The following is a 24,709-nucleotide window of genomic DNA, read 5'->3' as shown; positions in this document are numbered from 1 at the left end:
GACCTTTGCCACGAGAGGGCCGCGACGGCAATCTCGGCACCGACTCGTCCGCCCCGCGTTGCAGCGAGCAATGACCGACACATCCGCCTCTCCGCAATTCGTCCATTGGTGGGAGAGCGGCGTCATCTACCAAATCTATCCGCGCTCATTTCAGGACAGCGACGGCGATGGAATTGGCGACTTGGCGGGCATCGAACGCAGGCTCGACTATCTCGCGACGCTCGGCATCGACGCCATCTGGCTGTCCCCCATCTTCCCCTCACCGATGGCCGACTTCGGCTATGACGTGGCGGATTATTGCGGCATCGATCCGCTATTCGGAACGCTTGGCGCCTTCGATCGGCTGCTCACGTCGGCACATGAGCGGGGTCTCAAAGTGCTGCTAGATTTCGTTCCCAATCACAGCAGCGACCAGCACGCCTGGTTTCGGGACAGCCGGTCGTCTCGCGATAGCGCCAAGCGCGACTGGTATATCTGGCGCGATCCAGCTGCCGATGGCGGGCCGCCCAACAATTGGATCAGCGATTTTGGTGGCTCTGCCTGGACGTTTGACGAGGCAACTGGGCAATATTATTTGCATGCCTTCCTGAAGGAACAGCCCGACCTCAACTGGCGCAACCCTGAGATGCGGGCCGCCATGTACAACGTACTTCGCTTCTGGCTCGACCGCGGCGTCGACGGATTCCGCATCGACGTCCTGTGGCACATCGCCAAGGCTGAAGGGCTGCCGGACAATCCGGTCAATCCCGACTACCGGCCGGAAATGGGCGAGAAGCTCAAGCTGCGCCAGCTCCATTCCACAAACCAACCGGAAGTGCATGAGCTGGCCGCCGAGTTCCGATCGCTAGCAGACAGCTACGGCGACAGATTATTGGTTGGCGAGATCGTCCTGCCCGTCGCGGACATGATGGAATATTACGGTCGCGATCGACCGGGCGTGCATTTGCCGTTCAATTTCCAGCTGGTCGAAGCTCCGTGGAACGCCGGTTTTCTTCGCAACATGTTCGCCGAATATGAAGCCGCGCTCCCACCTGGAGGTTGGCCCAACTGGGTCATCGCCAGCCACGATTATCCCCGCATCGCTGCCAGGCTAGGAGAGGCGCAGGCGCGGATTGCCGCGATGCTGCTCCTTACGCTTCGCGGAACGCCGACGCTTTACCAGGGAGATGAGATCGGCATCGGCAATGTGATTATCCCACCCGACCGCGTGCACGACCCAAAGGAATTGCGTGAACCGGGGATCGGCCTCGGGCGCGACCCGTCGCGGACGCCCATCGCCTGGGACGATTCACCCCATGGCGGATTTAGCGCCGCCGAACCCTGGCTCCCGCTGCATATGGATTGGCGGACACGCAATGTTGCGGTTCAGCAAACCGACCCCAACTCAATGCTTTCACTGTACCGTGCGCTGCTGCAGCTGCGACGATCGGAGCCCGCGCTTTCCATTGGTTCAATTCTGCTGTCGGAAGGAAGCAAGCATATCCTTGCTTATCAGCGGAGCCATGGCACTTCCCGTCTGCAGATCCTACTGAACCTGTCCGGTACCGAGCGCTGCCTGCCCGACGGGTTGGGGTCTGGCGACCTGATCTTGTCGACTCTCGGAAGCCGGCCGCCCGATGGCTGGCTTCGCCCCGATGAGGGCCTGATACTTCGGTTGGGCACCTAGCATGCGCATTGCGATGCTTAGCTCGATCAGTTGGCGGACCCCGCCGCGCGCCTATGGGCCATGGGAACTGGTTACCAGCCTCCTGACCGAGGCGCTGGTCGCACGAGGAGTTGACGTCACCCTGTTCGCAACCCTCGACAGCGTCACCAGCGGAAAGCTCGATGGCGTCGCGCCACGCGGCTATTCCGAGGACACGTCGCTAAATGCCAAGGTGTGGGAGGCGCTGCACATCGCGCATCTTTTCGAGCGGGCGGGCGATTTCGACCTGATCCATAACCAGGCCGATTTCATGCCGCTGATCTTCTCGCGGATGACCGACACGCCGATCGTCACCACCATCCACGGCTTCTCTTCGCCATCCATTTTGCCGGTATTCCAGCGCTACAACGATCGATCGGCCTATGTTGCGATCAGCGGTGCCGACCGCCATCCATCCCTCACCTATGCCGCGACGATCCATCACGGAATTCCGATCGACGAATTTCCCTTCAACCCAACCGGCAGCGATGACTTGCTATTCTTTGGCCGATTCCATCCCGACAAGGGTGCTGGAGAAGCGGTGCGGGCTGCGCATAGGGTTGGTCGAAAGCTGGTCATGGCCGGCATCGTCCAGGACGCCGACTATTTCGCTGCTGAAGTGGCTCCCTTCATTGATGGCGAACATGTCGAGTATCGAGGAGTGTTGGGTGGCGCGGAGCGAACGCGCGCGCTCGGCGAGGCTCGAGCGCTACTTCATCTGATCCATTTCGAAGAACCATTCGGCCTTTCGGTGATTGAAGCGATGGCCTGCGGAACGCCGGTCATCGCCTACCGTCGCGGCTCGATGCCGGAATTGATCGAGCATGGCGTAAACGGCTTCCTGGTCGACAGCTTCGAAGAGGCAGTGGCGGCAATCGATCGGATTGGCGAACTCGATCGATCGGCATGTCGTCGCCTGGTCGCCGAACGCTTCACGGTCGATCACATGGCGGCTCGATATGAGGCTCTGTATCGAAACCTGCTCGAAAACTGACTCCAAGCCTCGATTTCATGTATGCAGTCGCTGCGCGGAGGAGGCGAGTCATGCCGCTTTACATGGACATTCACACCGTTGACGGCGCCACGGCGCAAGATATCGCCAAGGCACATCTGGCCGACATGGATGTCCAGGCCAATCACGACGTCGAGTATCTTAAGTATTGGTTCAACCAGGACTGCGGAAAGCTGTTTTGTCTGGTTGAAGCGCCGTCGGCCGAAGCCGCGCACTGCGTTCACAGGGAAGCACATGGTTTCGTCGCCGAGAAATTGATCGAGGTCGATCCCGACCTGATCGAGGGTTTCATGGGCACCGCCGAGATCAACGAAGCCGGTGCCGCCGTCGAACCGGAATCCGGCAAGCGCGATCCCGGTGTCCGGACGGTGATGTTCACTGACGTTGTGGGATCTACCGACCACGCCTCGCAGTTCGGAGACGTTGCCGCGATGGACCTACTCCACGTCCATAACCGGATAGTCCGTGAGGCCCTCAGCAGTAACCGTGGGCGAGAGGTCAAGCACACCGGCGACGGGATCATGGCGGCGTTCAATTCGGCCAGCTGCGCGGTGCGCTGCGCCTGCCAGATCCAGGCAGGATTCAAGGAGCATAACGGCGAAAACGATGGCTACGATGTCAATGTACGCATCGGCATCAGTGCGGGTGAACCTGTGGAGGACAACGACGATCTGTTTGGATCGACCGTTCAACTTGCCGCCCGCTTATGTGCCAGTGCCGAGCCGGGCCAGGTCCTCGTCTCCAGCGTCATCGCTGACCTTTGCCTGGGCAAGGGGCTCCAATTTGCCGACGCCGGCCATCGCGAGCTCAAGGGATTCCTGACGCCGGTGCATACTCACGCCGTCGAAATCACCTGCTGATCTTGCTTTTGCACACCCACTGAGCCATAGGCGCGCCAGCCGGGCGACGGGTAATCCCGCCGCCTTGCTTGTTTTGAACGACAGCCGGAGGGGCGTTTCGCACGGTGCGGACGTCAGCGATCGGCCAAACATAGGTGCATGGAACATGCCGCTTTACGAGCATGTTTTCCTCGCGCGCCAGGACCTGGCTCAAGCCCAGGTCGATGCGCTCGCGGAAAACGCCACCAAAATTATCGCCGACAACGGCGGCAAGGTGGTCAAGACTGAAACTTGGGGCCTGCGCGGCCTCGCTTACCGCATCGCCAAGAACCGCAAGGCGCACTACGTCATGCTCGACGTCGATGCCCCGGCTCCGGCAATGGCCGAGCTGGAGCGCCAGACCGGTATCAACGAAGACGTGATCCGCTTCATGACCATCCGTGTCGACGCCCATGAAAAGGGCCCGTCGGCGATGATGCGCAAGCAGGACCGTGAGCGCACCCGTGGCCCCCGCCGCGACGAGATGGAGGTCTAACCAATGGCACGCCCCTTCTTCCGCCGTCGCAAGAGCTGCCCCTTTTCGGGCAAGGATGCGCCCCGCATCGATTATAAGGACGTCCGCCTGCTCCAGGGCTTTGTCTCGGAGCGTGGCAAGATCGTCCCGAGCCGCATTACCGCGGTGTCGACCAAGAAGCAGCGCGAGCTGGCAAAGGCGATCAAGCGCGCCCGCCATATCGGCCTGCTTCCGTACGTCGTAAAGTAAGGAGAGCTAGAGATGGAAGTCATCCTGCTCGAACGCGTCGAGAAGCTCGGCCAGATCGGTGACGTGGTCACCGTCAAGAACGGCTTCGCGCGCAATTATCTTCTGCCGAACAAGAAGGCCCTTCGTGCCAATGAGGCGAACAAGAAGGTCTTCGAGTCCAACCGCGCCAAGATCGAGGCCGACAACGCCGAGAAGCGCAGCGAAGCCGAGAAGGCTTCGAAGGGCGTCGACGGCAAGACCGTCCAGCTGATCCGCCAGGCGTCGAACGTCGGCGCGCTCTATGGCTCGGTCAGTGCCCGCGACATTGTCGAGGCGCTCGAAGCCGAAGGCGCCAAGGTCACCAAGAGCCAGGTCGTGCTCGACCGCCCGATCAAGGCAATCGGCATGCACGAGGTGAAGATCGCTCTCCACCCCGAGGTGGCGGTGACGGTCAAGGTCAACGTTGCCCGCTCGCCCGAGGAAGCCGAACTGCAGGCGCAGGGCGTCGACGTGATGGCGTCGATGTTCGAACGCGAAGAGGCCGGCTTTACCGAAGCGTTCGATCCCAACGCTGAGCCAGGCACCGTTCCTGAAGAACCGGCCGCCGAGGCTCCTGCCGCGACGACCGAAGGCGAAAGCGACGAGGCCTAGTTCCTCATCCTTCGTCGAGAGAATTGGCCGCCGGGTTCGCGCCCGGCGGCTTTTTCTTGGCCGCCGCATCGGCTCGTCGCAGGATCGCATTTCCGGTTCGGGTGCGAAATGGCGGAATCGGGCCAACGCTTGTGTAGGCTTCCCGACACCCGTCTCAATTCATCGCATTGCGCTCGTAGGGCGCGGAACGCGGGCAATCCTTGCCGGTTATCCAATACGAGCGCGGGGAAGGTATTTGAGAAGGATAGCCAGTATGGAAGATCGCGAAATCCGGAAGCCGACGGATCAAGAGTCCGACATCACCAAGGCGCAGTCGCCAAAGCAACCGACCGGCCAAGACACCCAGCAGCCTGAGACCAGCGAACAGCGCGAACAGCAGGCTCAATCAGGGCAATTTGAAACCGCGCAGCAAGGGCAGCAGCCGGAATTGGGCCAGTCCCAGCAATCCGATAGCCCGGACGAGGGTTTGCAGGGCGAGACTGCGACCCAACAGCGCACCGACATCGAAGGCGCTTCGCTGCAGTCGCAGGAAGAAGGCGACGTCGAAGGCGGCTTCGTCGGATCCAAGGGCGAGCGCGACACCAGCAACGAGCTGGTCGACAAGGACGACGAGGGCACGTCCGAAGGAAAATAAACCCTACGAATCAAATATTTGGGCCGCACATCTCCGGATACGCGGCCCTATTTTTATGCGGTCTTGGCGAGGAAGGCTGCTTCTCGCTCGACATATTGGGCGAAGCTGGGGCGAGCCAGGATCGAGCGAACATAGCGCATGGTCTTCGGATAGCGCGCCTCGTCGATCGCCACGCCGCAATGGCCGAAGTTGGCGAACGGGCCGGCCACGGAAATGTCCGCGAGTGTCAGCCGGTCGCCGACCAGGAAGCCGCTGTCCGGAATGACCCCTTCAAGATAATCGAGCAGCGGCGGCAACTCGTCGCGCTCCGCCACCTCCGCCGCCCCAAGGTCGCCATCGCGGCCGAGGAAGCGCGGCGCCACTACGCGGTTGAAGAAGATCTTGGCCCCGCACGCGAACAGCAACGTGTCCGCGAACTCGTCGAACCAGATCGTCCGGCCGCGCTCACGCGGGTCGGCGGGGATCAGCTCGGGCTTCGGAAATTTGGCCTCGAGATAGTGGATGATCGCGCTGGAGTCGGCGAGGCTATAATCGCCATCGACCAGCGCCGGCATCTTCTTGAACGGGCTTGCGGCGCTGAATTCCGGAGTGTGATTTGGAAAGCCAGTTTGCTGGATGTCGAGTTCGATGCCCTTTTCCGCGGCATATGCGGCAACCTTGCGGACAAACGGCGACATGGTCGAACCATAAAGGATCATCTGGATACTCCTGCTTGGCCGCATTGCCCGGTGCTTAAGTTCACTAAGTTCACAAAAGTCTCGGGATGAGGCGCCAATTTCACGAACTTTGCGGGTCAAAGGCGGTAGTACGCAGCCACCCGGTCAAGCGCCAGCCCCAGCACGACCTTTCCGGCCCGCGCCGGCCAGGCGAGCGCCGTCTCCGCGTCGCGCATCCCCTCCCCGGCGCAAACTACCCGCCACAATATGTCGGCCAGTCCCGGCCCGGCTTCGGCCACGGCACTTTCGAACCTGCGCCGCGCGTCAAGCTGCGCGCCGCTCATATCCGGCTGCCGGACGGCCCCGCCGCGGCTTCGAGCGACCGGCGCGGCATCCCAGGCCATCGTCACCCGAGGCGCCAGTTGCGCACGTTCCCAGTCCGTCCGCAGCTGCTCACCCGCGTCAAACTGCCGCCGGCTGATATGGCCGCGCGCGAGCAGCCAGCCCAACGGGCTTTCGGTCAGATTGACGGTGACCGAGCGCGCCGGACGCTTATTTGCGGGAGCGGCCGCATCGCCCGCGACCGGCCTTTCGGCAAGCAGGCGGGAGGGGGAAGTCGACGCCTTGGTCATGGCTGCTCCTATCAATTGCGAGTCGCCGCCTCTTGGCAATTATATACTTGAGTGAGCAGCCAATGAGTCGCTATAACCAAACAGGACAGGCCGGCGCATCACTTTATGACGGCGCGGTGGTCCGCGTTAAGGGTCTTTGTGGCCTAGACGGAAGTCTGGAGATACTGCGAACGGTCCGTCTGAAACAGCCTTCGCAACCTGAACCCGCCCGCCCTCGCCATCAATAAGATTGACCATAAGGACTTGCTGCTCTTTGGGCAGCAAGATCATGTGCTCCGCGAGCAGCCCGTATAGCTGCTTCAGCCACGCGGCCACTTGATTCAGGTCGTATGTTCGCTCGCGGCCTTGCAATGTATGTTTAAGGACGCCCCGATGCAGGAGGCGTCCGCAATTTCCGTATATTTGCTTTAGATGTGCTCGGCTCAGCCTGCGTTCTTTCGCGGGCTGGAATTGATAGACCCCATCGGGTCCAACCGTGGCTCGAACGGGAACCGGAAACGAGTGCGGATTAATTCGTTCCAACTCATCGAAGATTATGTCGGCATGCCACTTCTTGAGCAGATCCTTCCTGATCCCGTAAGAGTTATGGGCGGCCAGGGATGCAAGCGCGGTCAGCTCGCAGATGAACCTAATTTGTAGGTGCGCCAACTCTACTAGATAGCTGGCCTCCTCGCCCTCAGGCCTATGCGCCACCTCTACGATGATCCGCTCTACCTTACCGATGCGCTGTTTGATCTCTTGCATAAATGCAGCGTAAAGCTCGCCTGTCGTGGAGGCTTTCATGTCAGACTCCGAAAAGAGTGAAACCTACTCCGAAGAGGAGACTAGGGCGCGCGCCGAGGCCACGCTCAAAGTGATGCTGGCGACCCCGCACAAGCCGCACAAGAAGAGCGCCGAACCTAAGCGCGGCGCTCCCAAGGCAAAGTAGCAGGGCCTATTTCCTTGCTGCGCGCTCTGCCGCGAGGCGGAGTTGATGCAGCTCCGAGGCAATCTTGCGAAGCTCGTTGACGATCATGTTTGCATAACTGTCGGTCATTTCACTCTCCCTGCTTTAAAAGTATATAATTACTGGAGGCCGTATGGGCTTTATAGAACGAGAGCTGGCGCGTCTGAATCGGGCGCTAGATTGTGGCGTCGGAAACCCGCGATATCCTGAAATCTATGCAGCCCAATCCGCGCTTGCATGGGCGCTTGATCCCACAATCTCGGCGTCGCCGATGGCATTCCTTACGGGCAAGGCGTTAGCTTCAGCAGATTGTTGGGCAGATAGCCGTCTGGCGATGTTGTCAGATACTCGCCAGTCAGAGGAGTGCCCCGACGAAACACCGGCGCAGGATTGCCATTCACATTGGTCCAAGACCCATGGCCTGCCTTAGTCCAGGCGATTGCTTTCGCAATTGGCCAGATTCCGAATTGGGGTCCGCCAACGGCATCAATCGTCCGATTGGAGTCCGGCCCGTCCAGCGTCACACACGTAATCTGATGCTTCGCCATAATGCATACTCCGCATGGCGATTCGGCAGCGCGAAGCTAACCTAAGTCAGCTTCGAGTCCAGCGCTTACGGCGTTCACCGATTTCAGGCGGTGCCTCATAATAATCAGGCGGCGAGCAAACCAATCCGCCGATAGGTCAGGCGACGGCCTTCCATGCCCTTGAGAATGTCGTTGGCGCGGTCAGTGTCTGACTTATCCTTGGTTGAATAGCGAAGGTCGAACTCGGCAAGGTAGCGGTGCGTATGGGCAGCGCTCCAGTGATGGTAGGTGCCGATAACGCCACGCTTGAGGATGCTGAAGAAGTTCTCTGCGGTATTGCTGTGGTGGCCGTCGCCACGGCTGAACTCGCGGTTGCTGTGAAGCGTGGTTCCATGAGCCGCAAACTCGCGACCGATATTGTTATAAAAGCGAGCGTCATCGGTCATCAGGACCGACGAACGGTGGCAATTGGTGACCAGCGCGGCGCGGATGGTCGTGTGGTCGATATTGGTGATGTGGAACGAACGGGCAGGACCGCCACGCTCGACCAGCGTGACGATCTTCTTCTTCGGCGCAACGTTGCCTGACAGGCGCTTCTTCTTGAAGCCGCCGACAAAGGCTTCGTCGCTCTCGATCACCTTACCGGGGCCGCCAAGCGGGCCGGTATCGTTGGCTTTGTCCATTGCCTCGCGGATACGATGGCAGAGAAACCAAGCGCTCTTGTAGGTGATGCCAAGCATACGGCTCATCTGAAGCGCGCTCATGCCCTTCTTTGAAGCGGCCATAAGGTGCGTTGCCAGTAACCACTTGTGAAGCGGGATATGGCTGCGCTCCATGACCGTTCCGGTTCGCACCGTGAACTTGTCGCGGCAATCATTGCAAAGGAACATTCCGGCTTGGGTTTTACCGCCCATTTTGGTGATGTGCGTAGAGCCACAATGCGGGCAAATCGGTTCGCCGTCCGGCCAACGCTGCGCTTCGATATGCGCTAACGCTTTCGCTTCATTGTGGAAAATGGGGTCGGTGATGTTGACGTTCACGGGACTGCTCCTTGTGAAGCAGTTTATGCCCCAAACGGACTGCTAAGTAAAGTATATAATTGCCCGCCTCTTGGCACTTATATACTTTACAAAACAAGGGCTGATTCGTTATGAAAACCGAGACAGGCCGGCGACTAACCAATGAGGCAATTACACCATCCATGCTTGAGTCAGCGGCGCGCTCATTGGCGCTGCTCGATCGCAAAAGCCCAGATTCCCTAGCTTGGAGTAGGGGCCTTTTGGAGAGGGCCTTGGCCGTTCCCAGCCGTATCGCCGAGGTTTGAGCGGAAGAGTTCCGTCATCCCTAGGAGGCGCGCGATAGTGATGCAGGATGTGGCGAATGCCATCCGCATAGGTATGCCGAGGCCGACTACGGGTTTAGGGACCAAGTGAGAGCATTCGGCGGCAATAGTCGGGTTGGTAAAGTCGAGCGGGATCATCCCGTGTGCAAATAGATTGCGGATGTTTTTGATGCGCACCAGCATCGCCTCGACGTCTGCATCAAGGATTTCCAGTGCGCGGCCCAGGCTGATCTTTGCTGAGAAGGTTCGGAAGGGCGCGTTGATGCCGCAGAACCATTTATCCTGTGTGCCATCACCGGGATCATGAAGTTTGGATCTCAGATGGTTTTCTAAGGCCCTCTCAACGAGAGCCGCGACCATCACGGCAGCGCCCCTGTCGCTTTCGTGATCGATGTGTTGGAAATATTGGTCTAGTATCTCTGCGGACGGCACCATTCTGGCGAGGTCTTCGAATGTCATTTGCTTCTTCCCCCTCGCCGCATCGTGGACGGCGCGGTCCTTCGAGGGATCTGGCTTCCCCGTCCCCTTCGGCCCACGTTTCGACTTGTGACGCTGACTCATTACAATCTCCCGGACCGGAGTTTGATGACCTAATCCGCCGCGCCTTGGCAACGCCGCCGATCAGCAATGAAGAGATAAACAGGCGGTCAAAAGAGGGCGGCCCGAAAGCCGCCCCCTCCCGCTCCTAGAAGTCGAACGAAAGCTGCGGCGGAATCCCGCCGTGGCGCTTACCGCTCATGACCTCGGAAACGCGGCCTTGATTGATGCCGAGAATGGCAGCCGCTTGATGCTGGAACAGGCCGATCACGCCGACCAGATATTTGATCTTGGCGGCCATCTCGGCGGTCACATGATTTGAGTTTTTACGCTTCATTTTACCGTATCTCCTTCAAAACAAAAGGAGAACGGCCCTTGCAAATTTGCTTGGAATGAAGCATAACCACGTTGTCACGCGGGGCTTGCTTCAAGCCTCACAAACCGATCAGCGGACCGTTCCGAAACACTGCTGATCAACACAGGGCGTCCCCGATTACGAGTCGGGAGACGCCCTATTTTTATATTACCACAAAACGGCCAAAAAGTCGAGTCTTGTTCCCTGCTCGTTCACCGTGAACAAGTTAGGAACGTGTCCAGCGCTTTCGGCGCTCGCCAATGAAGGGCGGCGCTAGGGAGTATTTAGGCTGCGAGGCTGCTAGGTTGACGATAGGTGAGGCGTTTCCCGCGCGCACCTTTCAATGCCTCTTCGGTGCGCTCCGCATCTGAAACCTTGCGGGTGTTATAGCGAAAGTCGAACTCGACCAGATAGCGGTGCAAATGGGCGGCGCTCATGTGATGGTAAGTGCCAACCAAACCGCGCTTGAAGATTGAGAAGAAGTTCTCTGCGGTGTTGCTGTGAATGCCGCCAGCTTTGGCGAACTCGCGATTGCTGTGAAGCGTCGTGTGATGCTCGGCAAACTCGCGCCCGATGTTGTTATAAAAGCGGGCGTCGTCCGTCATTAGGACAGACGAGCGGTGCGCGCTGGTCACTAGAGCGTGACGCACGTTCTTATGAGTGATGTTGGTGATGTGGAATGAGCGGGCAGAGCCGCCGCGCTCGACTAGCGTGACGATCTTCTTTTTGGGGGCAATCTTGCCGGACAGGCGCTTGCGCTTGAAGCCGCCAACAATGGCTTCATCGGACTCAACTACCTTACCGGGACCGCCAAGCGGAGAGCCGTCATCCTGCATCGCTTCACGAATGCGGTGCATCATGAACCACGCCGATTTGTAGCTGATACCGAGGTGCCGCTTAATCTCGTTGGCGCTGATGCCCTTCTTACCGCCGTTGATAAGGCGGAAGGCCAGCAGCCACTTGTTGAGCGGGATTTTGCTATCCTCAAAGATGGTCCCGACCGTGACGGTGAACTGCTTGCGGCAAGCGTTGCACATATAGAGGCCAGGGCGAGCGGTTTTGCCACCAACCTTGGTGTTGTTCATCAGATTACAGTGAGGGCAAACGGCCCCATCCGGCCAATGAAGGCTTTCGAGATATTCGCGGGCCTTTTCGGCGTCGCTGAAAACCGGATTGGTGAGATCGAATGTCATTGCCGTTCCTCTTGCTGACTTAGTGCCAGCGAGACGATGTTTTGTCAAGTATATAAATGCCCGCCTCTTGCCATAACGGCGAAATTGTAGGACAGCAGAAAAACCATTTGGGTTCATATCGTGAAGAAAGCCCGGACATGATCACACGGATCCGCGAAGTGCGCCGCGCACGCGGCATGACGCTGGATGAGGTTGCCAAGGCCTGCAAACCGCCAACCACGCCGCAGACGATCGGCCGGCTGGAGACGGGGACCCGCACCGTATCGGTCGGCTGGCTGAACCGCATCGCGACCGCGCTGGGTGTCGATGCATCCGACCTAGTCGACCATCCCGAGAGGGCCGAGCTTCCGGTCGTCGCCATCCTTGGCAGCAACGGCGCGGCCGCACCCAAGCGCCAGGCGCTGGTAGTGCCGCCCAAGGTTGGCGCCGGACAAATCGCGATGACGGTTTCGGCCAGTAGCGGAGACTATCGCGCGGGCGACGAGATCTGGCTGGAACGGATCGAGCCCGAGGATTTCGCCCATGCGCTCAACCGCGACATCCTCGTTCCGCGTCCGGCGGGCCGCTTCCTGTTCGGCCGCCTGATCGGCCGCGAGGACGGCAAGCTGCACCTCCTGCCGCCAGGCGCCGGCGGCAGACAGAGTGTCGTCGCCGACCCGGCATGGGCAGCAGTAGCAGTGCGGCTGGTGCGGGCGATATAGGCCTTAGCCTGTTTTCCGTTTTCGACCCGTTGCGGTCATTGGAGCCTGCCGGCCGACGCCCACCCCCCGGCAAATCAATCCCCAAACCTAACCGAATTTAAACCACATCCGTGCATGGCTGGACGCGGACAAGGAGTGCGTGTGGGACCGATCCGCCATTTTCTAAGGACAGGGGGCAATTCCGCCCAGGAAGAGTCGCGGCCGGAGTCTGTCCGCGCGGAAGGCCTGATCCAGGAGTTTGAGAACAGCGAAAAAGGCTGGTTCTGGGAAACCAGCCGCGATGGAGCGCTATCCTACATCAGCGATAGCGTAGCCCGCGCGCTGGGACGGGAGTCCAATGACCTGATCGGCCGTTCTTTCACGGACCTGATCCTGTCGGAGGCATCCGACGGTGGAGGAACATCGGAAAGGACCCTTGGCTTTTACCTGTCTTCGCACGTGGCGTTCCAGGACCTTATCGTCCGGGCAAAGACCAAGAGCGAGATCTGGTGGTCGATTTCGGGCCGGCCCATCCATGACGAGGTCGGCCGCTTCTTCGGGTTTCGCGGCTATGCGTCCGACCTGACCAAGATGCGGCAGTCGGAGGTCGAACTCGATCGGCTTGCACGCCAGGATTCGCTGACCGGGCTTCCCAATCGCGAAGTCCTGCGCCGCGCACTCGACGACGCCCTGGTCAGCGCCGCGCGAAGAAAGCACCGCTGCTCCGTATTCCTGCTGGATCTCGACCGCTTCAAGGCGGTGAACGACACGCTGGGCCACCCGGCGGGAGATACGCTGCTCCGGCTCGTGTCGCTGCGGCTTCGCGACGAGGTCAGCAAGCTGGGGCAAGTCGGGCGCCTCGGCGGCGACGAGTTCGAGGTCGTGCTGCCGGCTACATCCGACAAGAAGGAACTGTCGGATCTGGCGCAGGCGATCATCGACAGCCTGTCGCGGCCCTACACCATCAACGGTACCGCAGTATCTATCGGTGCGTCGGTCGGCATCGTCACTTCGGACTATGACGATCGCACGTCCGACGATTTGATGCGCGATGCCGACCTTGCCCTATATGCCGCCAAGGCCGCGGGGAAAGGCACGTTCCGCTTTTTCGAGCCGGAAATGCACGAGGCCGCGCGTGAGCGGCAGCTGATGGAATCGGACCTGCGCGTCGCGCTGGAGAAGGGCCAGTTGAGGGTCGTGTTCCAGCCCAGCGTCGACGCGTCGAGCGAGGCCGTCACCGGGTTCGAGGCATTGATCCGATGGGATCATCCCGAACACGGCCCGGTAAGCCCGGCCCTATTCATCCCTCTGGCCGAGGAAATCGGCCTTATCAACGAGATCGGCGAGTGGGTCCTTCGAACGGCCTGCGCCGAGGCCGTGAAATGGCCACAGCAGGTGTCGGTCGCGGTGAACCTGTCGCCTGTCCAGTTCAAGGCGCATGCGCTTCCGTCCACCGTCAGGTCCGTGTTGAGCGACGTCGGGCTCGCGGCCAAGCGGCTGGAGCTGGAGATTACCGAGGGCGTGCTGCTCAGCAACGACGAGCATGTTCACGACATGATCGACAGTTTGAAGAAGATTGGCGTGAAGCTTGCGCTCGACGACTTCGGGACCGGTTATTCAAGCCTCAGCTATTTGCTGCGGGTGCCGTTCGACAAGATCAAGATCGACCAGTCCTTCGTGCGCGGCGCATCCGATCCGGAGAGCCGGAACGCGGCCCTGATCCGTGCCATGGTCGGCCTGGCGTCGGATCTGCAGATGCAGACGACGGCCGAGGGTGTTGAAACCCAGGACGAGCTGTTGCTGGTCAGGAACCTCGGCTGTTCCCTGGTCCAGGGATATATCTTCGGCAAGCCGATGCCGGCCGACGAGGCGCTGGAGCTGGCGGCGAAGGCGAGCCCGGTGAAGCCGGACGGATTCACCAGGGCCCGAGAAACCCGCGTCCGGATCATCAGGGCGGCGCTTCTCCACTATGACGGCCAGGTCAAGGGCGCGCGCCTCAGGAACATCTCGAGCGGCGGCGCCCTGGTCGAATGCCGTGACGAGCTTCCGGTCGGTGCCGAAATCCGGCTCGACTTTGCCGCCGGCGGGCTCGTCGATGCGACGATCCGATGGGTCAAGGGCATGCAATTCGGGGTGCAATTCAAGGAAAAATTCAACCTCAAGCTGCTGCAGCCGGCGAAGCCAGTAGCGAAGCCGGCAACTGCCCTGGCCTCGCACTATCTAACGGCAGGCGAGGCCCCTCAGGCGGGCTGACACGGAATTGGTGGCAGCTTTCGAGCCATTCCGGTCATTCCCGACCCCGGGCACTCTCGCCCCTGATCCCTTGCATCCGACTAGGTAACTTGCCGGATTGAACTGGATCGACCGGGCGTCAAATCTAGGTCTCACAAAGGGGGAGCAATCTGATCGCGTCCCTTATTCCGATAAGGAGATTTAGGATGATCGCGATGACGATTTCAGCCCTTATACTTGCATCAGCCGTCCAAGCCTCGGCGCCATCCAGCTATCCGCTGCTCGACGCAGCAGCGGCCAGGCTTGTTCAGAAATACAATAGCGCGACATGCGCGGATTTGGCCCAGGAGCGCCTAGCCCCGCAATCAGCTCAGCAGGAAGCGATAAAGGACCAGGTAGGCGATGCGCTGCGTAACGATCCGGCGATGCGGGCGCAGTTCGTAAACAAGGTCGCCCCAACTGTCGTCAACAAAATGATCGTCTGCAGCTTCATTCCCTGACAGCCCGCTGCAATTTCCGGTTCTTGAGATAGACGCCTTCTAGGCATTGCGATTACGACCGCTTTCCCGCCATTGCGGTCGTTATCCTAAGGTGCAAGGCTGCTTCGACATGGGGGCTTTCAATGTCGATAGCTGACTTTGTGCTAGCGTTTGTCGCGATAATTATCGGTCTCGGCGTGGCGGACCTTCTTACCAGTTTCCATAGGCTGCTTCGAGGCGGAAGGCGGGTGAAGTGGCACTGGGCCACGCCTTCCCTCGCGGCTCTCATGTTGCTGGTCACCTTGGTTATCTGGTGGTGGAGTTTTAGCTGGTTTAGCAATGTTACATCGGAATCGATCGCCTCGTTCCTCCCCAGGTTTCTGATCTTGGTTCTAAGTTTCTTGATGATGGCAGCTGCCCTGCCTGATGAAATTCCAGAAGGCGGCATCGACCTGAAGCAGTTTTACCTATGGTCCCGCGTTCACCTGTGGTCGCTGATGACGGCCACCCTTGGCGGCTACATTCTCTTTTACTGGGTGGATCATTGGTCTCTGGGCATCCCTCGGCTGATGGCAGCTTCTGGGCCAGCAATGATCAACTTCGCGATGGCAGTCATCGCCACCCTCACTCCGCGGATGTGGATTCACGCGCTCGCAATCGGCTGGATTTCCGCAGTGATGCTTTACAATAACCTGTCCTGGTCCATCGGGCAGTAGAGTATCCTTTAATGTCCGCTTTTGACCCATTGCGGTCATTGGGCCCTACAGTAGCCGGCCGCCGGCGTTCGTCGTCAGTTACGTTCCAAACGGCGATCCGCAATTATGACGCACAGGCCTCTGGCAACGATGCGGGGCCCCGCAGCCGTTAGCCTCCGCTGGCTGGCAGATCGCTGTTGAAGATGTCCGCAGCGGCTTTCCACTCGCTGCCGATCTTCCGCCAAACGACCACGTACTTGCCGGTGTCGGTCTGCGCAGTGCCGTTGGGCGCAACCGCTAGCTTATACGTCCCACGATCGAGTGCCATGTCACCCGACGACGACACAATGATCTGCTCCGGAACGAAGGTCAGATCGAAGCCGGGCGTCTCCATCATCGATGCCCAGGTTTGCTGGATCGCGGTCCGTCCTTTGCCGATCGGCGCATTGGGTGGCATCACCGCGCCGTCCTCGGCGTAGAGTGCCGCAATCCCTGCAGCATCCTTGGCTTTCACGAGCTGAAGCCAACGATCGACTTGCCCGCGGATTGCCTGCTCATCCGCGCCAACGTTGACAGCGGCGGCGGCATTCCCTTCGGCGACGTTTTTTCCGGACTTCTCGCCTGCCTGGCACGCGGGCAGCAGCAGCGCTGTGACAGAAAGTAGCAATAGCGTTTTCGTCATTGGGACCTCCTCTCGCTCTTCCTCGCCATAGCACGGTTAACGCGCATCGCGTCACATCGCCACTGTCCGCTTTCCGCCACTCCGGCCATTAGCCCCCGCCCTCAATGCAGTGACATAAGGGTATCTCCTGATTGTGGACTGCCGCGACCGGGGCGCAAGGGCGCAATGAGCTTGTGTCTGGGCCGGGTCTGACGATCAGCCTTCAGTCCATCCGCACCCAGACAAGCGCAGAAAGGACGGTGCCCTGTGTCTAGCGGAATGGCCAATAAGCTGGCCTTGGTTTTGGCGGGTCTAATGATTGCGCTGCCAAACGAGGCGATTGCTCAACGCCATGGCGGCGGTGGCTATGGTGGAGGCCATCGCGGAGGAGGTCATGGCGGAGGAGATTATGGTCGAGGCGCTGGCTACCAGCGCGGCTACGGAGGGGGCTATGCGCGTGGATACGGGTATGGCGGTTATCCCGCCTACTACGGCTACCAAGGATATGGCGGTTATCGGCCCTATGGCGGGTATGTCGGTTATCCCAGCTATTATGGGTACGGTGGGTATTACCGTCACGACCACCACGACAACGACAACGGCGTATGGATTGGCCTTGGCGCGGGCATCTTAGGGTTCCTGCTCGGCTCGGTCGTTTCGCAAAGTCGTGCTTACCGGTACGGCTATCCCAACCAAGCGCCGCCTCCGCCGCCAGCGGCACCGGCACCCGTGACACCGCGATGCCAGGACGGTTCCCCGATTCCAGTGGGGGGCTACTGCCAGGGACCGCCACCCCCCGTGCAGCAACCAGGGGGCGAGCGGGGCTGACGGCCAGGCAAGAACTGCGGTCCGCGTCGGTACAGCCCTCGGTAGTTCAGGCGCGGTTCCCAATGACCGCTTTCCACCATTGCGGACATTAGCCGACGGATGTGGTAATCCGGCAATGAGACGTGTGGAGGCGCGCCATGCCTGAGTTCGTCATCGAAAAGAGCATGCCTGGCCTGGGCCGGCTAAGCCCCTTTCAGCGGGACCAGTCGGTGCGCAGGTCCTGTTCGGCGCTCCACGGCGTCGCACCCGGTGTCGAATGGATTCAAAGCTACCTGACAGAAGACAAGTGCTACTGTGTTTTTCGCGCGCCCAGCGAACAGGTGCTGTGGGACCTGATCGAGCAATGGGACCTGGCCCCACCCCTTAGCATCTGCGAAGTGAACCAGGTGGCCGGGCCTGCCACCAGGATCGAAGCGGAGACGGAGACGCCCCGCACTTAACTTCCTTTCGCGGGAATGACGTGAAGGAGGGAGTGTCCGCTTTCCACCCAGAGCGGGCATATTATCGAGCCAGGCCATTTGCCCAGTCAGCCGTGGCCTGCAACTCTTCGGGCGTCATTCCGGAACTTTCTATCGCAACCGCGACGGCTCGAAGCGCAATAAGCTCCTGTCTGCTAATCGGCTCCTCAAATTGCACCCCGCATCGTCCGGCGACGTTCCAAACCACCGTACCGAACGTATCAATCGCGCCGCACCTTAGGACGACGTCCTTTCCCGCCGCGGGCAAGGCAGCTGCTTGCAGCCGGGCCCCGGAGCGGGAAACGTCGAGAAGGCTGACGGAGTTATGGCCGTCGAGGGCTTCAACGGAAGCGGGCAATTCAAGGTGTGCGCGCGGCTCGGCTCTCCGTCCCCGAAGCTCGGGGTCGTCATTCCGGGGCGCATTGCGCCGGTCAGGGCGGGCGTCGGCCATTCGGGCAGTATAGATTGGTTTGATTAAGAACGGATTAGGATCAACAGATCGCGGCTGCCGCGACCCAGCGTCCGCTTGCCGCCCATTGCGGTCATTGGACGGCCATATATTGCATTGCGGACGCCGCCGGACTTGCCCCCGCTTTGCGACCGTGGCAGTGGCGCGGTTTCCGCGAAGAGCGGGCGCTTAGCTCAGTTGGTAGAGCATCTCGTTTACACCGAGAGGGTCGGCGGTTCGAGCCCGTCAGCGCCCACCAGCCCCACTCAGTCAGAGCATGGGGCACGCGCGCCTTCTAAATCGCCTCACCCACGACCTTGTGAACCGATGCTATTTCGGCTGATCCGACCCTGAAGCTGATGTCGGGATTGAATTGCCGAAGCTCGACATGGCCTGCCGATCGCCGCGTCAATTCCTTGATCAGCACCGGTCCTTGCCGACCCTTGCGCATGACCAGCCGCACCAGGACATCGTCACCGACTTCGACGGGGGCAGCGGGCGACACCAGCAATCGCCTGCCCGGCCGGAACCTGGGCCACATCGATTGGCCCGGTATTGGCACAGCATAAACATCGCCATCGCCGGCCAGGCCGACCGGGCGGGGCAGCCAGTCACCGATTTTTTCGCTCAACTCGGTCAGTTCGATCCCAGAGCCAGGCACTCCCCATTCCCCAGCCTTCGATGCCTCATACAGCGGAATTGGCTCCAGGGGCGCCGGCCGCCAGGCCCCGCGGCGGGCGTCGCCGACGCCGATTGCCGGAATATGCTCGGCCAGTAGCGACCCAGCACCGATGCGAAGCGCCTCGAACTCCGCCAGCGACGATCCGACGGCCGTCATCAGCTTTTCCAGGGTGCGGCGCGACGGATTTCCGTGACGCTTGATATCGGCCCAAATCGTCCGGCTGACGCCGGCCTTCACTGCCCAGCTGTTCGCCGTCATCCCGTTCGGCAGGAATCGCATGAGATCATCGATGAGCTGGGTCCCGTCGTTCGACATCAGCCTATCCAAATTTGTCCATTTTGGATCAAAGTCAGATTGTTCCGGGAACGCAATAACCCTAGTCCGATTTATCTAACAGACGATCAAGGCAAAGGCGGAATGACGGGGCATCTAAATTACCGCGACCCTGCCCACTTCGGCGAAATAGCGGCGCATCGCATCGCTGGCAGAGGGTGCCAGTTCCACGAACACCCGGCGACCGTCATGGGGATCGGCACGGCGCTTGAAGAGCCCGGCGTCAGTCATGGTCTTGATCCATCGAAGCGCTGACGTTGCCGGCACGGAAGCTGCGATGCAGAGCGACGAGACGGGTACGCGATGCTGGGCAATCTCGGCCTGCAGCAAGTCGAGCAGCAAGTCCCACGCGGGATCGGCGAGCAGTTCCTCGTCGAAGAATCGAGCGCGCAGGCGACGCGCCCGGATCACCTGCCGCACGGTGTCCAGCGAAACCGGCGCGGCTTCGCCAGCCATGGCCTGCGGCCTTTCGATCCTGGTTGCCTCCGGCCCTATCGACAGCCGTGCAAGGGTCGCCGCGATCCTGCTGACTTCGTCGGACAATTGGCGCAGGCGAACCGTGCTTGGCTCAGCAGAAATATCTTCGTTCACCGCGACATTTTCCTGGCGCGCAAGTGCGGTCACCAGCATCAGTGCCGCGCATCGATCGGTCGGCGTTGGATCGAACAGAAGCTCGATGGATGGCTCGTGAATTCGAGCAGCGATCGGATCGACCAGCGCCGCCGGTGCAGAGACGATCGCGGGAAACCGGCCAGTGCCGACTTCCGCCTAAACTCGATCAAGCAGCCGATCGAGGATATCGCCGCCATCCTCCTCAATCTCGATCCACACCGCGCTTGCGTTGCCCTGCGTGCCCAATCTGGGGATCGCATCCTCAATCGGCAGTGCAAAAACCGGGAACCCCGCCTGCTCGACAGCCTGGACCGCACGTACCGCGGCCGGCTGCGACGACGCCGCAATCAGGACAGGCGGCTTGCCATATTGGTCGAGGCCAGACGAAAGTTGATAAGCGCTCGCATTCATAATCACCACTTCCGCGACGAAATGAACCGAGCAGGAGGTTGTTAGCGCCGAAAACGTGGCAATGTCAGCCCGAAATGCCTCCGAAATGGAGCACCTTGATACCGGGCGATAATCGCCATTCCCCAATGGCGGCTGCATGATGAACCGATATCCAACCTCTCGCGCGATCGCTCGAGCTCGCTGGTCCGATGAACTGGCCACTGCCCTCGGCGACGCCGAGCGTGTTGTGACGCAGCTCATTGCCGACGGTGTCAGCAATATCGATACCGCTCGACTGCGCCCGCGACTGGTTGAGCTCCGGGCGGAGCTTCAGCAGCTCAAGCGTGCCGACCTGGCCGACGACAGGTTGGTAGGATCGACATGGCCGGTCCGCGCTGGCGCTTCCTGGCCTTCCGATCAGACCCCTTGGGGAAGCTCGCCGCCCCCGGAAAATTCATCCATGAACGGTCCGATCGGAGGCGCCGGCCAGCCCGCCGTCGCGCAAAAGCCCCGGTTGAGGAAGGCGGGCTTGCCATAGGCGAGCGGCAGTCCATCCAGCCCATCGACCCGTCCGCCCGCAGCCAGCAGCACGGCATGGCCAGCGGCGGTGTCCCATTCGCTGGTCGGGCTGAGGCGCGGGTAGATGTCGGCCTTGCCTTCCGCGACGACACAGAATTTGAGACTCGAACCGACCGAAACATGGTCGCAGACGCCAATCGCCTCGGCGAGATAATCGTCGGTCGCCTGGTTGTAATGCGACTTGGAGGCAATCGCCGCACGCTCGACGCCCAGCGGCCGGCAATGGATCGGCCGGCGGCTTCCCCCGACCTCGACGAACGCTCCGTCGCCGACCAGCCCGGCCCACAATTTGTCGATCGCCGGCTGGTAGACCACCCCGAGCTTTGGCTGACCCCCTGCGATCAGTCCGATGTTGACGGTGTAGTCGTCGCCGCCTCGAACGAACTCCTTGGTCCCGTCGAGCGGGTCGACGAGGAAATAGGTATCGTCATGCGCCGGGATCCGGCCGGCAGAGACTTCTTCCTCGGCGATGACCGGCACATCCGGCGCGGCCGCCGCCAGCGCGCGGAGGATGACCTGCTCCGCCGCCCAGTCGCAGACGGTGACCGGCGATTGATCGCCCTTGGTTTCGATCTCGAAGCCAGCCTGGACCAGCCGCAATATCTCCGCCCCCGCCGCCCGGGCGGTGACAACCAGGACCTCGACCAGCTGCTTTTCGTCGGAGATCAACGCGGGGCCATCCGGATGCCGCCGTCGAGGCGGATGCTCTCGGCATTCAAATAAGTATTTTCGACGATGAACACGGCCAGCCGGCCATATTCCTCGGCCTGGCCGAGGCGCTTCGGGAAGGGAACCTGCGCCGCCAGCGCGTCCTGCACATTGGGCGGCATCATCGCCACCATCGGAGTCTTGAACACGCCCGGGAGGATGGTGTTCACACGGACCCCGTCGTTCATCAGGTCGCGCGCGATCGGCAGCGCCATTGCCAGCACGCCGCCCTTCGACGCCGAATAGGCCGCCTGCCCGATCTGTCCGTCCTCGGCGGCGACCGAAGCGGTGTTGATGATCACTCCACGCTCGCCGTCCTCCAGAGGATCGGCCGAGACCATTCCGTAGGCCGAGTAAGCGATGCAGCGGAAGGTGCCGATCAAATTGATGCCGATTGCCAGCTCAAACTGGTTCATCGGGTAGCGCTTTAGCTCCCCGGTGGCTTTGTCCTTGCCGACGGTCTTCGCCGCATTGGCGACGCCCGCGCAATTAACCAGGATCCGTTCCTGCCCATGGGCCGTGCGGGCCTTTTCAAAGGCGGCCGCGACCTTCTCGTCGCTGGTTACGTCGACCTCGCAGAATATGCCGCCGATCTCGGCCGCGACCTTCTCGCCCTTGTCGGCGTCGCGGTCGAAGATGGCGACCTTGGCGCCCTTGGCGGCCAGCGCCCTCGCCGTCGCCTCGCCCAGTCCCGAAGCGCCGCCGGTGACGACTGCTGCTGTTCCGTCGATCTTCATTCTACCTCCTTGTTCCCCGGCGAAGGCCGGGGCCCAGACGCCCGAAGGGCCAAAAAAACAAATCGCTGCGCCTTGCTTGCGATGACTGGGCCCCGGCCTACGCCGGGGAACCGGCAGGTTCAATCACCGCCAACACAGCATCGACCTGCACCTGCGCGCCAGCCTTGACGTTCAACTCCGCGACCACACCGTCGAAGGGTGCGACCAGCCCATGTTCCATTTTCATGGCTTCCAGGGTCAGCAAGCGTTGTCCCTTGGCAACCTTTCCACTTTTCGAAACCTCGACGCTGGTCACCTTGCCCGGCATCGGCGCAAGGATTGCGCCGTCCCCCGCCGCCGCGCCTACGCTGCCGCGCGAAGAGCGGTCGAATTCATAGGACTGGCCCTCATAGAAAACGACCACGCGTTCCTCGTCGCGAAAGCCGGAAACGGCGGCCATCGGCTCCCCATCCTCAAGCTCAATCCGCTGGAATTTGCCGCCACGCCCAAGCGCAACACCGAGATTGGGGCTGGCGTTGAGCCTGAAGCCGGACAGTTCGCCAATTGCCTCTTCCTCATCCTCGGCAGTCGCTACTGCCGCGGCACCGCGCCAGATTGCCTCATCCGGCTCCGGATCGGGCACAAGCTCATCGAGCTTGCGCTCGATGAAGCCAGTGTCGATCCGAGTGCCACCAAAATCCTCGTCAAGCAGCGCATTGAACAGGAAACCGGCATTGGTCCGCACCGGCCAAACCTCAACCTCGTCGAGGACGCTCGCCAATTCGCCAATAGCCTCAGCGCGATCTTCGCCCCAAGCGACCAGCTTGGCGATCATCGGGTCGTAAAAAGGCGAGATGGCATCCCCCTCCTCTACCCCGGTTTCGATCCGGCCCTCGTCACCCAGATCGAAATGCTCGAGCCGCCCAACGCTCGGCAAAAATCCCTTGGCCGGGTCCTCGGCGTAGAGCCGCGCTTCAATTGCGTGGCCGTTGATCGACAGCTCGTCCTGTTTCTTCGGCAGCTTCTCGCCGCTTGCCACGCGCAGCTGCCATTCGACCAGGTCCTGCCCGGTGATTTCCTCCGTCACAGGATGTTCGACCTGTAGCCGCGTGTTCATTTCCATGAACCAGATGCGGTCGGCCTTCAGGCCCTTCGAGGCGTCGGCGATGAACTCGATCGTTCCAGCGCCCTCGTAATTGACCGCCTTGGCCGCGCGCACGGCCGCGCCGCACACCGCCTCGCGCGTTGCCTCGTCCATCCCGGGAGCCGGGGCTTCTTCGATCACCTTCTGGTGACGCCGCTGCAGCGAGCAGTCGCGTTCGAACAAATGGACGACATTGCCATGGCTGTCGCCGAACACCTGCACTTCGATATGCCGGGGCGAGAGAATGTACTTTTCGATCAGCACCCGGTCGTCGCCAAAGCTGCTCGCCGCCTCGCGCTTGCAGCTGTCGAGTGCCTCCTGGAAGTCCTCTGCGGCATCGACCCGCCGCATGCCCTTGCCGCCGCCGCCGGCGACCGCCTTGATCAGCACCGGATAGCCGATCGCGTCGGCTTCGAACTTCAAGAGCGCCGGGTCCTGATCTTCGCCATGGTAGCCAGGCGTCACCGGTACGCCGGCGTCAGCCATCAGTTTCTTGGCCGCGTCCTTCAGGCCCATGGCGCGGATGCTGTCCGGCTTGGGCCCGACCCAGATAAGCCCGGCATCGATGACGGCCTGAGCGAAGTCGGCATTTTCCGACAGGAACCCATATCCCGGATGGACCGCCTGCGCCTTGGTCGCCTTCGCCGCCGCGATGATCTTCTCACCGCGCAAATAGCTCTCGATCGCAGGACTGGGGCCGATGTGCACTGCCTCGTCGGCCATGCGGACGTGGAGCGCCTTGGCGTCGGCATCCGAATAGACCGCAACTGTATGCACGCCGAGCTTCCGAGCGGTGCGGATAATCCGGCAAGCGATCTCGCCCCGGTTGGCGATGAGCAGAGACTTGATCATTGCTTCGGACAACCATCCGGTTCGACCGTCCACATCGAATTGGCAAGCTTCCACTGACCGTCGATCTTGACGAAGTCGAACTGGTCGATGCCGCAATGCGATCGCTTGCCGTCGATGTCGAAGGAATAGGGCGCCCAAAACATGGCAACACCATTGTGGATCAATAGCGTCGGGTCCCAATATTTCTCGGTAAAGCGGCGCTTCTCGGTCGCTGCCTCGGCGATTTCCTGGAGGTTGGTTTTGACGCGGAGCGTCGCGCTTCCGTCAGGCTGGTAGCGTACCGATACGTTCGTGCCTTCCGGCACCATCATCTCCTTGAAGGCGGCCGCATCATTGCTGTTGATGGCCGCAAACACCCGGTCGACTGCCGCCATGACCGCGGCTCGCTCGTCAGAAACGGCAGGGGGATTCGGCTTTGCGGCCTGCGCTGCCAAAAAGGATGCAAGGACAATCAAGCTCATG

The 24,709-nt window shown here is 60.9% G+C and carries 31 protein-coding genes and 1 tRNA gene; 15 read left to right on the top strand and 17 right to left on the bottom strand.

Annotated features, from left to right (window positions below):
* Positions 1-70: 70 nt before the first annotated feature.
* The 7 genes from LVY65_RS01160 (at position 71) to LVY65_RS01130 (ending at position 5,562) form a co-directional block, all read left to right on the top strand.
* Positions 71-1,666, top strand: a complete 1,596-nt coding sequence (locus LVY65_RS01160; RefSeq protein WP_235066179.1) for an alpha-amylase family glycosyl hydrolase — start codon at positions 71-73, stop codon at positions 1,664-1,666.
* Position 1,667: 1 nt separating this feature from the next.
* Complete coding sequence (locus LVY65_RS01155; protein ID WP_235066178.1) at positions 1,668-2,678, top strand: glycosyltransferase family 4 protein; 1,011 nt, start codon at positions 1,668-1,670, stop codon at positions 2,676-2,678.
* A gap of 50 nt (positions 2,679-2,728) precedes the next feature.
* Positions 2,729-3,556, top strand: a complete 828-nt coding sequence (locus LVY65_RS01150; RefSeq protein ID WP_235066177.1) for a nickel-binding protein — start codon at positions 2,729-2,731, stop codon at positions 3,554-3,556.
* Positions 3,557-3,701: 145 nt separating this feature from the next.
* On the top strand, positions 3,702-4,070 hold the full coding sequence (gene rpsF, locus LVY65_RS01145; RefSeq protein WP_235066176.1) for a 30S ribosomal protein S6: 369 nt from the start codon (positions 3,702-3,704) through the stop codon (positions 4,068-4,070).
* 3 nt (positions 4,071-4,073) lie between these two features.
* Positions 4,074-4,298 (top strand): 30S ribosomal protein S18, encoded by a 225-nt coding sequence (rpsR, locus tag LVY65_RS01140; protein WP_119533295.1) that lies wholly within the window; start codon positions 4,074-4,076, stop codon positions 4,296-4,298.
* A gap of 12 nt (positions 4,299-4,310) precedes the next feature.
* The gene (rplI, locus tag LVY65_RS01135; RefSeq protein ID WP_235066175.1) at positions 4,311-4,928 is read left to right on the top strand and encodes a 50S ribosomal protein L9; all 618 of its coding nucleotides are present in this window, start codon (positions 4,311-4,313) and stop codon (positions 4,926-4,928) included.
* Between the two features lie 253 nt (positions 4,929-5,181).
* Positions 5,182-5,562 (top strand): hypothetical protein, encoded by a 381-nt coding sequence (locus LVY65_RS01130; RefSeq protein WP_235066174.1) that lies wholly within the window; start codon positions 5,182-5,184, stop codon positions 5,560-5,562.
* Between the two features lie 53 nt (positions 5,563-5,615).
* Here the strand turns inward: LVY65_RS01130 and LVY65_RS01125 are convergent, their stop codons facing one another.
* The 3 genes from LVY65_RS01125 to LVY65_RS01115 all read right to left on the bottom strand — a co-directional run bounded on the left by LVY65_RS01125 (position 5,616) and on the right by LVY65_RS01115 (position 7,633).
* Positions 5,616-6,260, bottom strand: coding sequence for a glutathione S-transferase family protein (locus LVY65_RS01125; protein WP_235066173.1), 645 nt, complete (start codon positions 6,258-6,260; stop codon positions 5,616-5,618).
* Between the two features lie 95 nt (positions 6,261-6,355).
* Positions 6,356-6,850, bottom strand: a complete 495-nt coding sequence (locus tag LVY65_RS01120; protein WP_235066172.1) for a DUF6456 domain-containing protein — start codon at positions 6,848-6,850, stop codon at positions 6,356-6,358.
* Positions 6,851-6,976: 126 nt separating this feature from the next.
* Entirely contained in the window at positions 6,977-7,633 is a 657-nt protein-coding gene (locus LVY65_RS01115; RefSeq protein ID WP_235066171.1) for a hypothetical protein, read from the bottom strand.
* On the opposite strand from LVY65_RS01115, the gene LVY65_RS01110 reads away from it, so the two are divergent.
* Positions 7,632-7,778 carry a hypothetical protein gene (locus LVY65_RS01110; protein WP_235066170.1) on the top strand — a complete coding sequence of 49 codons (147 nt, stop codon included), beginning with the start codon at positions 7,632-7,634 and terminating at the stop codon, positions 7,776-7,778. The genes LVY65_RS01115 and LVY65_RS01110 overlap by 2 nt on opposite strands.
* 299 nt (positions 7,779-8,077) lie before the next feature.
* Here the strand turns inward: LVY65_RS01110 and LVY65_RS13420 are convergent, their stop codons facing one another.
* From LVY65_RS13420 to LVY65_RS01090, 5 genes are all read right to left on the bottom strand, one after another.
* Positions 8,078-8,344 carry a DUF3892 domain-containing protein gene (locus LVY65_RS13420; RefSeq protein ID WP_408021955.1) on the bottom strand — a complete coding sequence of 89 codons (267 nt, stop codon included), beginning with the start codon at positions 8,342-8,344 and terminating at the stop codon, positions 8,078-8,080.
* Between the two features lie 104 nt (positions 8,345-8,448).
* On the bottom strand, positions 8,449-9,363 hold the full coding sequence (locus LVY65_RS01105; RefSeq protein WP_408021954.1) for an IS1595 family transposase: 915 nt from the start codon (positions 9,361-9,363) through the stop codon (positions 8,449-8,451).
* 218 nt (positions 9,364-9,581) lie between these two features.
* Positions 9,582-10,124: a hypothetical protein gene (locus LVY65_RS01100; RefSeq protein ID WP_235066169.1), complete on the bottom strand. Its 543-nt coding sequence runs from the start codon at positions 10,122-10,124 to the stop codon at positions 9,582-9,584.
* Between the two features lie 226 nt (positions 10,125-10,350).
* Positions 10,351-10,539 (bottom strand): helix-turn-helix domain-containing protein, encoded by a 189-nt coding sequence (locus LVY65_RS01095; RefSeq protein ID WP_235066168.1) that lies wholly within the window; start codon positions 10,537-10,539, stop codon positions 10,351-10,353.
* A gap of 302 nt (positions 10,540-10,841) precedes the next feature.
* Entirely contained in the window at positions 10,842-11,750 is a 909-nt protein-coding gene (locus tag LVY65_RS01090) for an IS1595 family transposase (RefSeq protein WP_235066167.1), read from the bottom strand.
* Positions 11,751-11,887: 137 nt separating this feature from the next.
* On the opposite strand from LVY65_RS01090, the gene LVY65_RS01085 reads away from it, so the two are divergent.
* From LVY65_RS01085 to LVY65_RS01070, 4 genes are all read left to right on the top strand, one after another.
* The gene (locus LVY65_RS01085; RefSeq protein ID WP_235066166.1) at positions 11,888-12,451 is read left to right on the top strand and encodes a helix-turn-helix domain-containing protein; all 564 of its coding nucleotides are present in this window, start codon (positions 11,888-11,890) and stop codon (positions 12,449-12,451) included.
* A gap of 141 nt (positions 12,452-12,592) precedes the next feature.
* On the top strand, positions 12,593-14,683 hold the full coding sequence (locus LVY65_RS01080) for an EAL domain-containing protein (RefSeq protein WP_235066165.1): 2,091 nt from the start codon (positions 12,593-12,595) through the stop codon (positions 14,681-14,683).
* A 185-nt stretch (positions 14,684-14,868) separates the two neighbouring features.
* Positions 14,869-15,162 carry a hypothetical protein gene (locus tag LVY65_RS01075; protein ID WP_235066164.1) on the top strand — a complete coding sequence of 98 codons (294 nt, stop codon included), beginning with the start codon at positions 14,869-14,871 and terminating at the stop codon, positions 15,160-15,162.
* A gap of 266 nt (positions 15,163-15,428) precedes the next feature.
* Positions 15,429-15,857 (top strand): hypothetical protein, encoded by a 429-nt coding sequence (locus LVY65_RS01070; RefSeq protein WP_235066163.1) that lies wholly within the window; start codon positions 15,429-15,431, stop codon positions 15,855-15,857.
* Between the two features lie 148 nt (positions 15,858-16,005).
* Here LVY65_RS01070 and LVY65_RS01065 read toward each other — a convergent pair whose 3' ends face one another.
* Positions 16,006-16,518 carry a YybH family protein gene (locus LVY65_RS01065; RefSeq protein WP_235066162.1) on the bottom strand — a complete coding sequence of 171 codons (513 nt, stop codon included), beginning with the start codon at positions 16,516-16,518 and terminating at the stop codon, positions 16,006-16,008.
* 294 nt (positions 16,519-16,812) lie between these two features.
* Here LVY65_RS01065 and LVY65_RS01060 point away from each other — a divergent pair, with 294 nt between their 5' ends.
* Positions 16,813-17,325 carry a hypothetical protein gene (locus LVY65_RS01060; protein ID WP_235066161.1) on the top strand — a complete coding sequence of 171 codons (513 nt, stop codon included), beginning with the start codon at positions 16,813-16,815 and terminating at the stop codon, positions 17,323-17,325.
* 137 nt (positions 17,326-17,462) lie between these two features.
* Complete coding sequence (locus LVY65_RS01055) at positions 17,463-17,765, top strand: nickel-binding protein (protein WP_235066160.1); 303 nt, start codon at positions 17,463-17,465, stop codon at positions 17,763-17,765.
* A 61-nt stretch (positions 17,766-17,826) separates the two neighbouring features.
* Here the strand turns inward: LVY65_RS01055 and LVY65_RS13415 are convergent, their stop codons facing one another.
* Complete coding sequence (locus LVY65_RS13415) at positions 17,827-18,234, bottom strand: PilZ domain-containing protein (protein ID WP_408021953.1); 408 nt, start codon at positions 18,232-18,234, stop codon at positions 17,827-17,829.
* A gap of 180 nt (positions 18,235-18,414) precedes the next feature.
* Here LVY65_RS13415 and LVY65_RS01050 point away from each other — a divergent pair.
* Positions 18,415-18,490, top strand: a tRNA-Val gene (locus LVY65_RS01050).
* A 36-nt stretch (positions 18,491-18,526) separates the two neighbouring features.
* On the opposite strand, the gene LVY65_RS01045 is transcribed toward LVY65_RS01050, so the two are convergent.
* From LVY65_RS01045 to LVY65_RS01015, 7 genes are all read right to left on the bottom strand, one after another.
* A complete protein-coding gene (locus LVY65_RS01045) occupies positions 18,527-19,228 on the bottom strand; it encodes a S24 family peptidase (protein ID WP_235066159.1) in 702 nt (233 codons plus the stop codon).
* 114 nt (positions 19,229-19,342) lie between these two features.
* Positions 19,343-19,876 carry a winged helix DNA-binding protein gene (locus LVY65_RS01040; protein WP_235066158.1) on the bottom strand — a complete coding sequence of 178 codons (534 nt, stop codon included), beginning with the start codon at positions 19,874-19,876 and terminating at the stop codon, positions 19,343-19,345.
* A gap of 138 nt (positions 19,877-20,014) precedes the next feature.
* Positions 20,015-20,269, bottom strand: coding sequence for a hypothetical protein (locus LVY65_RS01035; RefSeq protein WP_235066157.1), 255 nt, complete (start codon positions 20,267-20,269; stop codon positions 20,015-20,017).
* Positions 20,270-20,665: 396 nt separating this feature from the next.
* On the bottom strand, positions 20,666-21,496 hold the full coding sequence (gene cysQ / locus LVY65_RS01030) for a 3'(2'),5'-bisphosphate nucleotidase CysQ (RefSeq protein ID WP_235066156.1): 831 nt from the start codon (positions 21,494-21,496) through the stop codon (positions 20,666-20,668).
* The gene (locus tag LVY65_RS01025) at positions 21,493-22,272 is read right to left on the bottom strand and encodes an SDR family NAD(P)-dependent oxidoreductase (RefSeq protein ID WP_235066155.1); all 780 of its coding nucleotides are present in this window, start codon (positions 22,270-22,272) and stop codon (positions 21,493-21,495) included. The genes cysQ and LVY65_RS01025 overlap by 4 nt, the downstream gene beginning before the upstream one ends.
* 97 nt (positions 22,273-22,369) lie before the next feature.
* The gene (locus tag LVY65_RS01020) at positions 22,370-24,247 is read right to left on the bottom strand and encodes an acetyl/propionyl/methylcrotonyl-CoA carboxylase subunit alpha (protein WP_235066154.1); all 1,878 of its coding nucleotides are present in this window, start codon (positions 24,245-24,247) and stop codon (positions 22,370-22,372) included.
* On the bottom strand, positions 24,244-24,708 hold the full coding sequence (locus LVY65_RS01015; RefSeq protein ID WP_235066153.1) for a nuclear transport factor 2 family protein: 465 nt from the start codon (positions 24,706-24,708) through the stop codon (positions 24,244-24,246). Before LVY65_RS01015 ends, LVY65_RS01020 begins: the two co-directional genes overlap by 4 nt.
* Position 24,709: the final 1 nt, after the last annotated feature.

It is taken from the genome of Sphingomonas cremea (assembly GCF_021502585.1).
Lineage (GTDB): Bacteria > Pseudomonadota > Alphaproteobacteria > Sphingomonadales > Sphingomonadaceae > Sphingomicrobium > Sphingomicrobium cremea.
Note: the sequence above shows the minus strand (reverse complement) of the source record. Positions and strands in the feature narration are given on the sequence as shown.